The organism is Bartonella sp. LB28NMGDW, assembly GCF_042194435.1.
Lineage (GTDB): Bacteria > Pseudomonadota > Alphaproteobacteria > Rhizobiales > Rhizobiaceae > Bartonella > Bartonella grahamii.
This window is the reverse complement of record NZ_JBHIMX010000008.1, coordinates 10,655-24,923: the sequence shown is the minus strand read 5'-3', so window position 1 is coordinate 24,923 and position 14,269 is coordinate 10,655. Positions and strand designations below refer to the sequence as shown.

The 14,269-nt window shown below is 43.4% G+C and carries 13 protein-coding genes and 1 pseudogene; 3 read left to right on the top strand and 11 right to left on the bottom strand.

What is annotated here, in order from left to right; genetic code table 11:
* Positions 1 to 374: 374 nt before the first annotated feature.
* From ACFIKG_RS06035 to ACFIKG_RS06020, 4 genes are all read right to left on the bottom strand, one after another.
* Entirely contained in the window at positions 375 to 611 is a 237-nt protein-coding gene (locus tag ACFIKG_RS06035; RefSeq protein WP_375651919.1) for a hypothetical protein, read from the bottom strand.
* Between the two features lie 922 nt (positions 612 to 1,533).
* The gene (locus ACFIKG_RS06030) at positions 1,534 to 1,722 is read right to left on the bottom strand and encodes a hypothetical protein (RefSeq protein ID WP_375626388.1); all 189 of its coding nucleotides are present in this window, start codon (positions 1,720 to 1,722) and stop codon (positions 1,534 to 1,536) included.
* A gap of 2 nt (positions 1,723 to 1,724) precedes the next feature.
* Positions 1,725 to 2,114: a hypothetical protein gene (locus ACFIKG_RS06025; protein ID WP_375626389.1), complete on the bottom strand. Its 390-nt coding sequence runs from the start codon at positions 2,112 to 2,114 to the stop codon at positions 1,725 to 1,727.
* Positions 2,115 to 2,426: 312 nt separating this feature from the next.
* Positions 2,427 to 2,744: an XRE family transcriptional regulator gene (locus tag ACFIKG_RS06020; protein WP_375625349.1), complete on the bottom strand. Its 318-nt coding sequence runs from the start codon at positions 2,742 to 2,744 to the stop codon at positions 2,427 to 2,429.
* Between the two features lie 416 nt (positions 2,745 to 3,160).
* On the opposite strand from ACFIKG_RS06020, the gene ACFIKG_RS06015 reads away from it, so the two are divergent.
* Both ACFIKG_RS06015 and ACFIKG_RS06010 read left to right on the top strand, forming a co-directional pair.
* A complete protein-coding gene (locus tag ACFIKG_RS06015) occupies positions 3,161 to 4,228 on the top strand; it encodes a DUF1376 domain-containing protein (protein ID WP_375651918.1) in 1,068 nt (355 codons plus the stop codon).
* An 878-nt stretch (positions 4,229 to 5,106) separates the two neighbouring features.
* Positions 5,107 to 7,485 (top strand): annotated as a pseudogene (locus tag ACFIKG_RS06010) (toprim domain-containing protein); the annotation flags it as partial.
* Here the strand turns inward: ACFIKG_RS06010 and ACFIKG_RS06005 are convergent.
* From ACFIKG_RS06005 to ACFIKG_RS05980, 6 genes are all read right to left on the bottom strand, one after another.
* Complete coding sequence (locus ACFIKG_RS06005; protein WP_375651917.1) at positions 7,479 to 8,039, bottom strand: hypothetical protein; 561 nt, start codon at positions 8,037 to 8,039, stop codon at positions 7,479 to 7,481. The pseudogene ACFIKG_RS06010 and the gene ACFIKG_RS06005 sit on opposite strands and share 7 nt — an antisense overlap.
* 61 nt (positions 8,040 to 8,100) lie before the next feature.
* The gene (locus tag ACFIKG_RS06000) at positions 8,101 to 8,784 is read right to left on the bottom strand and encodes a hypothetical protein (RefSeq protein ID WP_375651916.1); all 684 of its coding nucleotides are present in this window, start codon (positions 8,782 to 8,784) and stop codon (positions 8,101 to 8,103) included.
* A gap of 56 nt (positions 8,785 to 8,840) precedes the next feature.
* On the bottom strand, positions 8,841 to 9,062 hold the full coding sequence (locus ACFIKG_RS05995; protein WP_375651915.1) for a hypothetical protein: 222 nt from the start codon (positions 9,060 to 9,062) through the stop codon (positions 8,841 to 8,843).
* Positions 9,063 to 9,119: 57 nt separating this feature from the next.
* Positions 9,120 to 9,443, bottom strand: a complete 324-nt coding sequence (locus tag ACFIKG_RS05990; protein WP_375625343.1) for a hypothetical protein — start codon at positions 9,441 to 9,443, stop codon at positions 9,120 to 9,122.
* A gap of 56 nt (positions 9,444 to 9,499) precedes the next feature.
* Positions 9,500 to 10,093, bottom strand: coding sequence for a hypothetical protein (locus ACFIKG_RS05985; protein WP_375651914.1), 594 nt, complete (start codon positions 10,091 to 10,093; stop codon positions 9,500 to 9,502).
* Between the two features lie 58 nt (positions 10,094 to 10,151).
* Complete coding sequence (locus ACFIKG_RS05980; RefSeq protein ID WP_375651913.1) at positions 10,152 to 10,721, bottom strand: hypothetical protein; 570 nt, start codon at positions 10,719 to 10,721, stop codon at positions 10,152 to 10,154.
* Between the two features lie 87 nt (positions 10,722 to 10,808).
* Here ACFIKG_RS05980 and ACFIKG_RS05975 point away from each other — a divergent pair, with 87 nt between their 5' ends.
* Positions 10,809 to 11,378 (top strand): hypothetical protein, encoded by a 570-nt coding sequence (locus tag ACFIKG_RS05975; protein ID WP_375626405.1) that lies wholly within the window; start codon positions 10,809 to 10,811, stop codon positions 11,376 to 11,378.
* Between the two features lie 2,288 nt (positions 11,379 to 13,666).
* Here the strand turns inward: ACFIKG_RS05975 and ACFIKG_RS05970 are convergent.
* On the bottom strand, positions 13,667 to 14,059 hold the full coding sequence (locus ACFIKG_RS05970; RefSeq protein ID WP_375651912.1) for a hypothetical protein: 393 nt from the start codon (positions 14,057 to 14,059) through the stop codon (positions 13,667 to 13,669).
* Positions 14,060 to 14,269: the final 210 nt, after the last annotated feature.

The following is a 14,269-nucleotide window of genomic DNA, read 5'->3' as shown; positions in this document are numbered from 1 at the left end:
ACACGTGTCCCAATACGTCTAAACAAGCTTTAACGGTCTTAATTCCCCCTTCAAACATCTTCCTCCATTTCCCAACATGCTTTCTATTCACTCCAAATCCCCTCTTGCTTTTCCTCCTCTGCTCTTTCCTTTTTATAAAACTTTGCCTCTGCTCAATGCTGTACTGCTTCTTCTCTTCCTCCTAAGCCTCATGTTCGTTCTACAACATGCTTTCTATTCACTCCAAGCCACTGATAGTTACCTCTCCCTCCATTTCCTCAATCTCCCCAATGTGAAACTCAGCCGACAGCTTTTCCCCTCGCAAAACGCCCACAATTTCTCACATATAGGCTCTTTTCTTCATACCCCCCTCTCTCTCATATCGGCTTCTCATATCAGCTAAAATTTCCCGCAAAACGCTCCCCCCCCCCAAGAAGGAAAACATAACGCGCATCATGGTCACCGCAATAAAAAAGCACTTGCCCTTTCATGAGTAAAATAATGCCCCCCTTAACACGCAACACAAAAGCTCCCAGCCCCCCTTTCTGTCCCAATACGTCTAAACAAACTTTAACGGTCTTAATTCCCCCTTCAAACATCTTCCTCCATTTCCCAACATGCTTTCTATTCACTCCAAATCCCCTCTTGCTTTTCCTCCTCTGCTCTTTCCTTTTTATAAAACTTTGCCTCTGCTCAATGCTGTACTGCTTCTTCTCTTCCTCCTAAGCCTCATGTTCGTTCTACAACATGCTTTCTATTCACTCCAAGCCACTGATAGTTACCTCTCCCTCCATTTCCTCAATCTCCCCAATGTGAAACTCAGCCGACAGCTTTTCCCCTCGCAAAACGCCCACAATTTCTCACATATAGGCTCTTTTCTTCATACCCCCCCCCTGTCTCATATCGGCTTCTCATATCGGCTAAAAAATTTCCCGCAAAACGCTCCCCCCAAGAAAGAAAACATAACGCGCATCATGGTCACCGCAATAAAAAAGCATTTGCTCTTTCATGAGTAAAATAATGCCCCCCCCTTAACACGCAACACAAAAGCTCCCAGAACACACGTGTCCCAATACGTCTAAACAAGCTTTAACGGTCTTAATTCCCCCTTCAAACATCTTCCTCCATTTCCCAACATGCTTTCTATTCACTCCAAATCCCCTCTTGCTTTTCCTCCTCTGCTCTTTCCTTTTTATAAAACTTTGCCTCTGCTCAATGCTGTACTGCTTCTTCTCTTCCTCCTAAGCCTCATGTTCGTTCTACAACATGCTTTCTATTCACTCCAAGCCACTGATAGTTACCTCTCCCTCCATTTCCTCAATCTCCCCAATGTGAAACTCAGCCGACAGCTTTTCCCCTCGCAAAACGCCCACAATTTCTCACATATAGGCTCTTTTCTTCATACCCCCCTCTCTCTCATATCGGCTTCTCATATCAGCTAAAATTTCCCGCAAAACGCTCCCCCCCCCCAAGAAGGAAAACATAACGCGCATCATGGTCACCGCAATAAAAAAGCACTTGGGCCCATCATTGCGGCTTCCTTTTTCAATCTAGCTATTGCACGACGGAAAAATCATGACGACAATATTCTTCCTCCAATTTTTTTACCATCAACAGAGCCACCTCTTGCGATATGAAAAGAATAGCGTTGTGTTTTTGTGGTTCGAGTCTGATTAAATTTCGCGCATTTCCAGCATAATAAAGTGGAATCCCTTGATAAGAAGTCTTGAGATAACTTGGCATGTTTACCACCAATAATCTGTCAAGACATCACATGGCCGTAAACGATGCTGTTTTTCATAAGAGCCATAGAGATTATCTTCATAATCGCAAGCCGCTCTTTCATTTAAACAAGCATGATAAGCTTCACTATTCAAAACGAAGGGCTGCAATGGCGTATTTTCTTCATTCATTTCATGATTTTCGACATAAAAATCAGCGATTTTTTCCGTAACATCTTCAGCATGAGAAGTTGTCAGATCGAGTCGTAAAACTCTATAAACAGTTTCACATTCTTCAATCAATTCGAGCACTTCTTCGATTTCGTCAATTGGTCCTTCATAAGTATCAGGATTTTCCTCTTCGCATAAAACGATAATGATTTCATCCTCTTTAACGAATGGAATATTTTTCATTATTTCCCCCTTTAGATAGTTGATAAAGCATAACCTTGTCTTGACAAGACTAAATATAGCGTTAGTCTTATATCCTCTATAGGAGAGATGTCAACCATTTTATCCTTCATAAAAGATATATTTTAAATCTCTGCGGGGTTCAAATGACATATGTAAATAAAAATCTATTATTCTTTGTTCCTCTCATGTCCCTTTGTTGTTCTCTATTTGTTCTTACTCGATTGCAATTATAAACACACAGGAGAGATAAAATGAGTGATATGATATTAATAAAATACTGGAGTCGTCTTGATTCAAAAGCACAGAAGGAAGTTATTTTGGAGCTTCGTCAACGGGTCGCCGCAAAAGAGTCAAAATCGCCTGCCTCTCTTGCGGAGAGAGTTTTGAAATAAGCTCTATAAATTCTTTATCTTCAGGGCTAGCCCCTTTACCGTAAAGAATATAATTCATACTGATATTAATTTCGTGACAAATTCGCGAAAGAGATTCGATTGTTGGTTCTTTTCCTTCAGAAAGAATAGAATGAAGGTACCCCGCACCTTTACCGGCAGAGAGGGAGATAGATCTTTTTGACCGCCCACTTTTTTCAAAAGCGATCCTTAATCTTTGACGCCAACCATCGATATTCATAATTTCACCATATAGCGCGTCTTTTTAAAAAAACACGTCCTTTTTATAAAACGAGCTTGCATTATCCTCTAAAAAGGATAAAATTAAGGAAACAAATTTTACTTTTTAGGGAGAAAATTTTTTTATTTTTGGATCATAAAAACACTTTAACCACCCTATAGGATATACAAAACCACCTCCCAAAGTTGCTGCCCAAAGCAGATACATTGAAAATGTGTGGTACTCTTTATTTTTTCCATCACCGCAATCTTAAATCGTAAGTTTGCATGCGTTTCAAGCACACCCAATCATTTATAAGCGTCGTAAAGAAGCCTCTCGTCATCATCGAACAGAGCCCAACACAACACAAGTTAAATCCTTATTTGCGCTTTTATCATCACTAAAAATGTATAAAAAAGAAGAAAGTAGATTGCAGTATGAAACACGCTAATCAACAAGAAACTCCTCATTATGAATCGTCTAGGCTTCCATATGTTTGTTGGTATCAAAATGACTTTCTAGGAGGCGTACGTGGGATGCGCGCACACGAAATTGGAATCTATACGATTCTTCTCAATGAAATGTATGCACGCGGCCGTCCTCTAGAAATATCGAAAGAACGTTTAGCGCGTCTTTGTGGTTGTGACAAGCGAACTTTTGTTAATGTTTTAGAAATGCTCATCCAAGAGGGTAAGATTTTAAATTTAGCCAATGGATTATGGAACAAGCGTTGCGAAAATGTTTTTCAAGAGCGTGAAAAATTGCTTGAACAAAAATCCTTTGCGGGTCGTTCTTCGGCAAAAAAACGCAAGAAAATCAATGCTGAGATTCAACACCTGCTTAACGAGAGTACAAAAGATGCTGCACAAAGCTCAGAAGCTCAAAAGACAGAAGAAAAGGAAACACCTTACGGTGTTTTAGAAAAGAAAATTTTGTTTGATGAGACAGAACCTTGTTTTTCCTGCGAAGAGAACTTTGAACAAAGCGATCACCCATCACCCTCATCGGCTCTTGATTCTGCTCTCCCTTCCCCTCCACAAGAAGAAGCGGAGCAAAAAAACGCCCCCTCTTTAAACGCTCCCCAAACCGATTTTGCCCCTGCCCCTATTGCACAAATTGTCACGGAGGAAAAAACAAAATCCGCCACCACACTCCCACCCAGCCTCTCTGTATCCATTCCGCCTTCTTCCAACAAAAAACCCACTGCCTCAGTTGCCAAAGGGCATCGCCTTCCTGAGCATTGGCAAGCAGACATCAAGGCAGCAGTTTCAGAAGGTTTAAGTGAAAGCCAAGCTCATTGGCAAGAAAAGAAGTTTCGCGACTATTGGCAAGCCAAAAGCGGCAAAGAAGCTCTCAAAGTAGACTGGCAAGCCACATGGCGCAACTGGTTTCGCCGTGAAATCGAACGGCTAGAACAGAAAAAACAGGGGAGCTCCTCATCTTTCATCTCTGAGAACAACGACATGCTTTACCGCAGTTTGATCAACTATAGCGACAATTTTTGACATCACACGAACAACCTATTTTTCAAGCACGCGCGGAGACAAAAAATGTTTCAAAACCATAAAAATAATAACAAAAACAACAATGAAATAAGCTCTTCATACAGCAAAACGAGCCAACATCACCCCTACTACTCTCACCACAAAAGTGTTCGCCCTACACAAGCCCATCTCTTGCACGCAAAGGAACACAAAAGCTCTCCAGCCTCTGTGTATCCATCCCGCCTTCTTCCAACAAAAAACCCACTGCCTCACAATTGCCCAAGAGCACCGTCTTCCATGCACTTGGCAAATAGTTATCAACGCGGCAGTTTCAGAAACTTTCAGCAAAGATCATACCCTTCAAACAAGGCTCGCCAGCCTCTCTGTATCCACCTCCTCTTTCTCGAGCAACACCCTTCTTCCAATCACCGCCCTTTCCAAAGAGCACCGGCTTTCTGAACATTGGCAAACAGACATCAACAGAGCCATTTCAAAAAACCTTCAACGAAAAGCAAACTCTTTGGCAACAAAACACCCCAACAAGCGCCACAACACATGACCCAACAGGACCCCCCAGCATGCACAAAACCTCAGGCAGATCCACCCCGCTCTTCTTACACCCCCCTTCCTCCTTTCCCCAAGACACCACTTCCCATGCTCTTGGCAAACAGACATCAACAGAGCCATTTCAGAAGGTTTGAGTAAAAGCCAACCCCATTAGCAAAGCCAAGAAGTTTGGCGACTATTGGCAAGAAAAGAGCGACAAAGAAGCGCTCAAAGTAGACTGGCAAGCCCCATAGCACCACAGATTTCACGATCAGATCGAACGGTGAGAACAGCAAAAGAGAGTCCTTATCTCCTACATCTTAAGAAAAACAACAATCATATCACGAATGACCATGAGCACAATTTTTGAAATCAAACAAAAACTTATCTCACAAGCCGATAGAATAGTAGAAATGCTTCTTCCCCAAGGGCACAAACGAGGCAACAATTGGATTGTAGGCAACACACGTGGTGAAGCGGGTCAAAGTTTATCAATTTGCTTGAGTGGGAGTAAAGCAGGACTTTGGTATGACTTTGCAGAAGGCACTGGAGGAGATCTTTTAGATCTTTGGTGTGAAGTCAAAGGCATTAGCCTCTCTCAAGCATTAGAAGAAGCACGCGCAACTCTCAATTTGACACGCCCCAAACCCTTTATGGTCCCTCATCGTTCCTATCGCCGTCCACCGGTTCCTAAAGGGCAGACCCCGCAAAATCTGGTAAAAAACTATCTCCACAAAGAACGCCACATTCCTCTAGAAGTTATAAAGCGCTATCGCATAGGAGAAAATGGTGACAAAATCATTTTCCCCTTTTATAAACCCGACGGCACCCTTGCTTTAGTCAAAGAACGGCTCGCGCAAGCAGGAGCAAAAAGCAAACCAACAGCTTCCCAATGTGAACCGATTTTGTTTGGTTGGCAAGCCCTTTGCCCCACAGCCCCCCCCTCCACGCACGCACCTCAGCAAGCATCTCAGCAGGCACCTCAGCACACAACCAACCACCCCTCCACACACACACCTCAGCAGGCACCCCAGCAGGTACCCTCAACCAACCACCCCTCCACGCACACACCTCAGCAAGCATCTCAGCAGGCATCCCAACACACACCCCAGCAGGTACCCTCAACCAACCCCGCCTCCACGCACACACCTCAGCAGGCATCTCAGCACGCACCTCAGCAGGCATCCCAAAACACCGCCACAACCAACCACCCCTCCACGCACGCACCTCAGCAAGCATCCCAACACACACCTCAGCAGGCATCCCAACACACACCTCAGCAGGCGCCCCAAAACACCGCCACAACCAACTACCCCTCCACGCAAGCACCCCAAAACACACCCCAGCAGGCATCCCAACACACCGCCACAACCAACCACCCCTCCACGCAAGCACCCCAAAACACACCCCAGCAGGCGCCCCAAAACACCGCCACAACCAACCACCCCTCCACGCACGCACCTCAGCAAGCATCTCAGCAGGCACCCACGCACGCGTCCCAACAGGCGCCATTCCCCACGCTTTCTTCAACAAACCGTACCATTGTTATCACTGAAGGAGAAATTGATGCGCTTTCCTTAGCCGCCTATGGATATCCGGCGGTTTCTGTTCCCTTTGGAGGAGGCAGTGGAGGCAAACACAACTGGATTGAAAATGAATTTGATCATTTAGAATCTTTTGAAACGATTTTTTTAGCCACCGATATGGATCCGCCCGGAGAAGAAGCAGCCCGTGAAATTGCCAGCAGGCTTGGACGTCACCGTTGCTACCGTGTCCGTTTACCCCGCAAAGATGCCAATGATTGTTTAACCGCAGGGATTGATAGCGCCACCATAAAAGCCGCCTTTTCCTCAGCACAAAGCTTTGCACCAGAAGGTTTACGGCGCGCCTCAGACTATAAAGATCAAGTGATTGGGCTTTTTTGGCCAGAGCCTGAAAAACATCTTGGTTATACGGTTCCCTATCCTAAACTGCAGGACAAATTGCATTTCCGCCCAGCAGAATTAACGCTCTGGAGTGGTGCGAGTGGTGCAGGTAAAAGCCAATTGTTATCAGACTGTATTCCCCATTGGATTGCACAAAAGAGTCGCCTTTGCTTAGCGTCTCTAGAAATGAAAGGAGAACAATCGCTCCGCCGTTTAACCAAACAAACGGGCGGCTTAGAACAGCCTACAAAAGAAACGATTGAACGGATTCTTCATTTTTTAGACGAAGGGCTTATTCTTTATGAACATGTTGGCAAATCAAGCGTAGATACCTTGCTTGAAGTCTTTGACTATTGCCGTGCGCGCTATGGCTGCGATCAATTTATCATCGACAGTTTGATGCGGCTTGGCATTGCCTCTGATGATTATGCAAGACAAGAACAAGCCGTTTATAAAATGGTTGATTGGGCTGTTTTAAACAGTGTGCATATTCACCTTGTCGCCCATGCCCGCAAAGGCGGTCTGGATAAAGATATCCCCAGCACAGAAGACATTAAAGGCGCCTCAGAAATTGGCGCCAATGCCTTTAACATTATCACCATTTGGCGCAATCGGTCGTTGGAAGATAAAATCTTTGCCGCCTCTCTAGCACAAGAAAAAGCAGATTTAGCCAAACGCCCCGGCGTCATTATGAATATTGCCAAACAACGTTCTGGTGATTTTGAAGGAAAAATAGGGCTCTGGTTTGATCCCCAAACCTACCGCTATCGCTGTTCTTTTGAACAATCATTCCCTCGACGTTATCTGTAATACCCCATAAACCCCACTCTCTTAAAAAACGTCTCCGCCTTCACACGCGCACGCCTTGCGCCCACATAAACAACAGGAAGGATAAATCCACAAATGATAAAAAACACCCAATCCTTCGCGAACCAAAGCCAGCCCAACCCCATATTCTCTGCTCCCAAACGCAAACAAAAAAAGGTCGCTCCAACAACAGCGCAAAACACCACCCCTTTCAATAGCCACAAACAACGCGTCACCACCCCATCTTGCCGCCCCCTCATATGCAAAATCAAGAACCACTCCAACACTACAGCAAACACGATCCCTATCAAGGACAATAGTCCCCACGGTATATCCATACTCTCCATTCCCTCAAGAGCCAAAAAAAGGACGACTCCTAAAATGCAGTAAAACAGCACTTCCTTCAAAAAGAGGGAAACACCACAAATACAATAAAACGCCGCCCGCCACCAAGGAATATCGAAGCGATTGGAAAGCTTATAAGTACCAATAACGACAACAATAAAAAGGTAGGAAAACACCAACAACAGCAAAAAAAACAAATCGTTCGACATCAATATCCAAAATAACCCACAGTAAAATTAAAGACCACACCCATGGAGAAAAAAACACCAGCTACCTCAAGAACCAAGCCCCTAGAACACGCGCACACCTTGCTCCCTCACAAACAAAAGGAAGGGTAAATCCAAAAATGAATAAAAACACCCAATCCTTCGAGAACCAAAGCCAGCTCAACCCTAGATTCTCTGCTCCCAGACGGGTAAAACAAAGAATTAGTGCCAAAATGCAGAAAAACAGCACAAAATTCAAAGCACGCAACAACCTCTGTAGCACCGTATCACTTTGCTCGCGTATAAAGAACCCCAAGAGCACTTTCAACAATACAGTCAAGAGCAAAACCTTTAAGAATACCGCTCTTATGCTATCCATATCTCTGACGCCCACAGCAGCAAACCACAGGATAAAGCCCATAAGGCAACAAAACATAACCGCCTTTACGAACACTTGCCAAGCAACAGGCATACTCTTGACGCCCAGATGCACCAAACCAAGGACAGTTGCAAAAATGCAAGAAAACACCGCCCCCTTCAAGAGCAGCTCTCCGTCAACAGCGCGCCTGCCCACGCCCACATAAACAAAACCAAGGTAGGTAGCAACAACGCCATAAAGCACCACCCATCTCCAAAACATCCACCCTGTAACAGAGCGACGCTTTGCTCCCACATAAATAAAAATCAAGGCAAGAGCAAAAAAGCAGAAAAACCCCAACCACTGCCAAAACATCACATCGTTCGACATCAAATACCCCTCACAGAAAGAACATCAAAGACCACGCCCGTGGAAAAGAAAAATGCTCATTTTTTTAAGCACCACCCCAACAGTACACGCATACACCGTATCCCCTCCAAAGCAAAAAAAGGAACAAGTCCAATAGTGCCCACAAACACCCCATTGTTAAAGATCACAAACCAGCGAACCCCCATATGCTTAGCGCCCACATGCGCCAATCCAACAACAGCTCCAACAACGCCGCAAAACACCAGAAACCTCAAAAACATGTCCCGCGCAACTACCATACGCCCCGCTCCTTTATTAAGCAAAAATCAGAGACCATGCCAAAATGCAGCAAAAGATCAATCCTTTGAAAAGAATGAAAGCCTAAAACCAAGACGCCTTGCTCCTAGAAAAATAAGCCCAAGGATAAGACCAAAGACAACGCCAAAAAGAATGTTAAACACCCACCTGTTTGAGAACCACACCCAAGTCAAACCAAAGTGCTCGGCTTGCCCATAAACAAACTTAGAGACAGCGATAATAATGAAGCTCAACGCCAAATTTTTTAAAAAAGCCTTCCTTGTAACCCCAAAAGACCTCATTGCCGCATAAATAGAAACAAAGACAAGAGCAACAAAGCAGAAAAACCCCAACCACTGCCAAAACATCACATCGTTCGACATCAAATACCCCTCACAGAAAGAACATCAAAGACCACGCCCGTGGAAAAGAAAAATGCTCATTTTTTTAAGCACCACCCCAACAGTACACGCATACACCGTATCCCCTCCAAAGCAAAAAAAGGAACAAGTCCAATAGTGCCCACAAACACCCCATTGTTAAAGATCACAAACCAGCGAACCCCCATATGCTTAGCGCCCACATGCGCCAATCCAACAACAGCTCCAACAACGCCGCAAAACACCAGAAACCTCAAAAAAGACACCCCACGCGATATCCCCTTACCCCGCACCCTCATAAGCAAAACCAAGGACAGGTCCAGCAATGCAACAAACACCGCTCCTATCACTAAAAATTCCCACGATATATCAAAACGCTTCACTCCCTTATAAGCAAAGCCAAGAACCACTACAGCAATGGCGCAAAACACCACAGCCTTGAAAAACACGCCCCACGATACAGTCTTACGGTCTGCTCCCACAACAATAAAACAAAGGGTCGCTCCAGCAATGCAAGAAATCTCCACCCCCTGCCAAAACACCTCCCACGTCATAACCGGTCGCCCCGCATCCTCATAAGCAAAACCAAGGACCAAGCCAATAACGCAGAAAAACGCCAGCCCCTTCAAAAACATGTCCCGCGCAACCACCATACGCCCCGCTCCTTTATTAAGTAAAAATCAGAGACCATGCCAAAAATGCAGCAAAAGATCAATCCTTTTCAAAGAATGAAAGCCTAAAACCAAGACGCCTTGCTCCTAAACCAATAAGCCCAAGAATAACGCCAAAGACAACGCCAAAAAGAATGTTAAACACCCACCTGTTTGAGAACCACACCCAAGTCAAACCAAAGTGCTCGGCTTGCGCATAAATAAAATCAATGACAGCAGCAAAAATGAAGCTCAACAACACCATCTTGAAGAACAAACCCTTTTTTACACCACGCCGCTGCATTACTTCATAACCAAACATAAGGAAAATGCCGGGAGTGCCATAAAATACCACAGCCCGTAAAAATACGCCCCACGTCATCCCCAACGCCTTCATTTCCATATAAACAGACACAAAGACAAAAACCGCAATGCAGAAAAATACCAATCTTTTCAAAGACAAAGCGCCGCGCAACATCATGCCACTCCCCATCAAGCCATTCAAGGAAAATCCACCATGCAACAAAACACCCCTCTTTTCAAGAGCCAAATCCATGGGGCTCCCCCACACAAGCGCAACAGTCCAAATCACCCCCAAGAGCGCATACCCAACACGCACACTCCAACACATGTCTTCCTCTCATCCCCCTCTTTTACCTAGAGCAAGCAACATTTTTTAAAAAACGAGAAGCAAAGTTAAAATTTTTAAGGAGATGCTATGACCCATCACGAGAAAAAAAATACACAAACCTGCCCGCTTGATCATCAAAATCAAGGAAAGCACATTGGTCATTTAAAGACGCAAGAAATTGCTGTTGAAACGCGTAATCCTTATTTTAAACCCAATCATCCAGAAAGTTCCAGCAATCCGCGCACCATCAATGCCATTGCCAATACACAAAGCCATCCCATTGCACTTTTATATGCGAAAGGACATCTCAGCAAAGCCCAATATAAAGCGGCAGAACGTTTTTATTTTTACTGGCGTCAAAGTCAAGCCGATCTCCACATGAGCCTTGACTATACCCGTGAAAAGGTTTCCTGTAGCCAAGGGTACACACACCCCATTGAACGTCAAATAGAAGCCTCCAATCATTTAAAAACAATCAAAGTTCAACTGGGTATTCTTGGCTATTCACTGCTTGAACGCGTTATCGGCTATGGACAAGCAATCAAAGAATTAAATTCTTCAAAACGCAAACAAAATTCCCTTGCCGATCATTTACGAGATTGTTTAGACTTGCTCGCATTTCATTGGGGATATGCAAACCATAAACATTCTGAATAATCCCCTCCTCGCCATTCAAATCTGCCTCCCATGTTGCTGCGCCTTCTAAAGCCCCCCACACCGCTTAATCATCCAGCAGCTCTCCCCAACCTCTTCCACCACTTCACCCCTCACACCCAAAAGGACAATACTTCACTCCACACCCACTCAAGATACACTCCACACCCTTAAAAACAAAAACCCTGCTCCCACACCAGTCCTGTAATCATGAGGTTCTTTTAAGTTTATTCGTGCTTATTGAAGAATAAGTTTTGTTTAAGATGCTTGCATGCATCATAACAGCTTTAAATACAGTTTATTTAAATACAATTTAATTGTTTAATTAATGTCGAGTCTCAAAATAAATATTCAATTGAAAAAGTATTCATTAATTTTTAATGCAAAATGACAAAATTTTCTTTTTTGTAAAAAGTATTTTTTATATTGATATATTTTGAATTCTCTGCTAATTTTAGTGTAATAGTTTTGTAAGTATGAATTTGTGGATTGGATACGGTCTTTTAAATTCATTTTTTTAACATGTCCTACAAGCCAATGTTAAAATTCTCCTGCTTTTAGTCCTCTGATTACAACGGAGGACTTTTTTTTATGACTGTACTTTTTTATAACTGTATTGTCTTAAATCACTCTCTTATGAGCTTTGTTATATTCCTCCATAAAATCTCCCCGCAAACTAGATCATTCTTTTATCAAGTTGGCTTGCGTTCGATCCTCAAAGAACAAAGGTTCTTAACCCAATCTGATCTACAAACAGCTTGGATAGACTTCACTCTTGGTTTTCCATTCACTCTTTGTTTTCTATTCAGGGATTTTCAGCTGAACTCAAGATGCAACACGAGCAAGCTCTGCCCTAAAGATTCACCACGCCCTTTAAAAAACACTTCAATATATCCAAAGCGCCGGCTGGCTCTCATATCACCAAACCGCAAATGACAGTGTTTTACGACATAACAGAATGACTTATGTTTGACGACTTTCTTTATCCTGTAGCCCACCAACCGGTTGATGTATCATGGCACCATTTTGATTTATAATTATAATCGCGCGTTATTCATATTAAAATTAAGCGACCCGAGTATCATAGGGATTGTCTCATTTCAAATTTATTTCATATTGCATCAATCAACAGCATATCTTTTGCACGTTACCAACATGAGAGACATATGAAATAACACACTTCGAAGATAAAAAAGCAAGATGCCTCTTATGAACACGCTCAAGAGCCAAAGGCTGTCATCCCATGAGATGCTAAAATAGTATGATAGTGCTGGCTTTCGCCTTATGCGATTTTAAAAAGGGCTGATCCACTTCACAAGAGATTTCTCCATTATCCCATTCACCAACATTATTGTGAGATAAGACAACATGAGTTTTTTAAACAAAGACATAAATGTGCAACACAAGTATATTCTGTTTGGAACATTCTGTTTTACGCGACTCACGTAAAACCCCATTAAAAAACTTGCATCCCCACGAGAAAAAACTAAAGCGTGAGGATAAAAACATGAGACAAGCGTGATTCCATTCAGCTATTGCTCTTTAACCGTCAAACCAAATAAAAAATAGATCCGGCCAAATAAAAAATAGATCCGGAAAGACAGAGTTTCATCTATAGCACTTCATATTCTTCTCAAATATGTTCATCTTCCTGCTTTAAGAGATAAACTAAAAAGATATACAACATCGCTCCTAACATCCCCGTCTTTCTAGCATCCCTCAAGAATCAAACGTTATACAGCTCATTTTGTCATATTATAAAGCATTGTTATTTTAATGCGGTGTTGAGGCAGTGAAAATAATTGAAGTGTTTAGCCACCGCCATTAGCGAAGCAAAAAAACAAACTGTTGAAAAGCAGTGTAAATCTTGTGTAAACATAAAAAAAACAAGAAAAAGGCACAAAAATATCTTAATTTTTATAAAAATACTCAACGTCTTTTACGATTGTATTGACGAACAACCCTGATCACATAATCATCTTAAATATTGAGAATAAAAAATGAATAGCCCTACCCTAGCAAATACAGCAACCTACCAATATAAAATATAAAAAAAAATCTTTTGGTTATCTCTGTTTCTTATAGAATATGCCTTTCCCTATGGATGCACTCTAGCCTCCAAAGAGTGCATTCAATCCATGGAAAGGATGCACTCCAGCCCTCATAAAGAGTGCATCCTTCCCCTCAAACGGATACTGCCCAACCCTCATAAAGCAGTATCCAAACTGTAGAGGATGCACTCCGCCCTCATAAAGAGTGCATCCTTCCCCTCAACGGATACTGCCCAACCCTCATAAAGCAGTATCCAAACTGTAGAGGATGCACTCCGCCCTCATAAAGAGTGCATCCTTCCCCTCAACGGATACTGCCCAACCCTCATGAAAGCAGTATCCAAACTGTAGAGGATGCACTCCAGCCCTCATAAAGAGTGCATCCTTCCCCTCAACGGATACTGCCCAACCCTCATGAAAGCAGTATCCAAACTGTAGAGGATGCACTCCGCGCCTTAAAAAGAGTGCATCCTTCCCCTCAACGGATACTGCCCAACCCTCATAAAAGCAGTATCCAAACTGTAGAGGATGCACTCTAGCCCTCATAAAGAGTGCATCCTTCCCCTCAAAAGATACTGCCCAACCCTCATAAGGCAAGTATCCAAACTGTAGAGGATGCACTCTAGCCCTCAAAAAGAGTGCATCCTTCCCCTCAACGGATACTGCTCACCCTCATGAAACAGTATCCAAACTGTAGAGGATGCACTCCAGCCCTCAAATAGAGTGCACCCTTCCCCTCAACGGATACTGCCCAACCCTCATGAAACAGTATCCAAACTGTAGAGGATGCACTCCGCCCTCATAAAGAGTGCATCCTTCCCCTCAACGGATACTGCCCAACCC

What these genes read in the sequence shown, in the direction of transcription:
- ACFIKG_RS06030 (WP_375626388.1), bottom strand. Translation starts at nt 1,722, where the DNA reads ATGCCAAGTTATCTCAAGACTTCTTATCAAGGGATTCCACTTTATTAT.
- ACFIKG_RS06025 (WP_375626389.1), bottom strand. Translation starts at nt 2,114, where the DNA reads ATGAAAAATATTCCATTCGTTAAAGAGGATGAAATCATTATCGTTTTA.
- ACFIKG_RS06020 (WP_375625349.1), bottom strand. Translation starts at nt 2,744, where the DNA reads ATGAATATCGATGGTTGGCGTCAAAGATTAAGGATCGCTTTTGAAAAA.
- ACFIKG_RS06015 (WP_375651918.1), top strand. Translation starts at nt 3,161, where the DNA reads ATGAAACACGCTAATCAACAAGAAACTCCTCATTATGAATCGTCTAGG.
- ACFIKG_RS06005 (WP_375651917.1), bottom strand. Translation starts at nt 8,039, where the DNA reads ATGTCGAACGATTTGTTTTTTTTGCTGTTGTTGGTGTTTTCCTACCTT.
- ACFIKG_RS06000 (WP_375651916.1), bottom strand. Translation starts at nt 8,784, where the DNA reads ATGTCGAACGATGTGATGTTTTGGCAGTGGTTGGGGTTTTTCTGCTTT.
- ACFIKG_RS05995 (WP_375651915.1), bottom strand. Translation starts at nt 9,062, where the DNA reads ATGGTAGTTGCGCGGGACATGTTTTTGAGGTTTCTGGTGTTTTGCGGC.
- ACFIKG_RS05990 (WP_375625343.1), bottom strand. Translation starts at nt 9,443, where the DNA reads ATGTCGAACGATGTGATGTTTTGGCAGTGGTTGGGGTTTTTCTGCTTT.
- ACFIKG_RS05985 (WP_375651914.1), bottom strand. Translation starts at nt 10,093, where the DNA reads ATGGTGGTTGCGCGGGACATGTTTTTGAAGGGGCTGGCGTTTTTCTGC.
- ACFIKG_RS05980 (WP_375651913.1), bottom strand. Translation starts at nt 10,721, where the DNA reads ATGTGTTGGAGTGTGCGTGTTGGGTATGCGCTCTTGGGGGTGATTTGG.
- ACFIKG_RS05975 (WP_375626405.1), top strand. Translation starts at nt 10,809, where the DNA reads ATGACCCATCACGAGAAAAAAAATACACAAACCTGCCCGCTTGATCAT.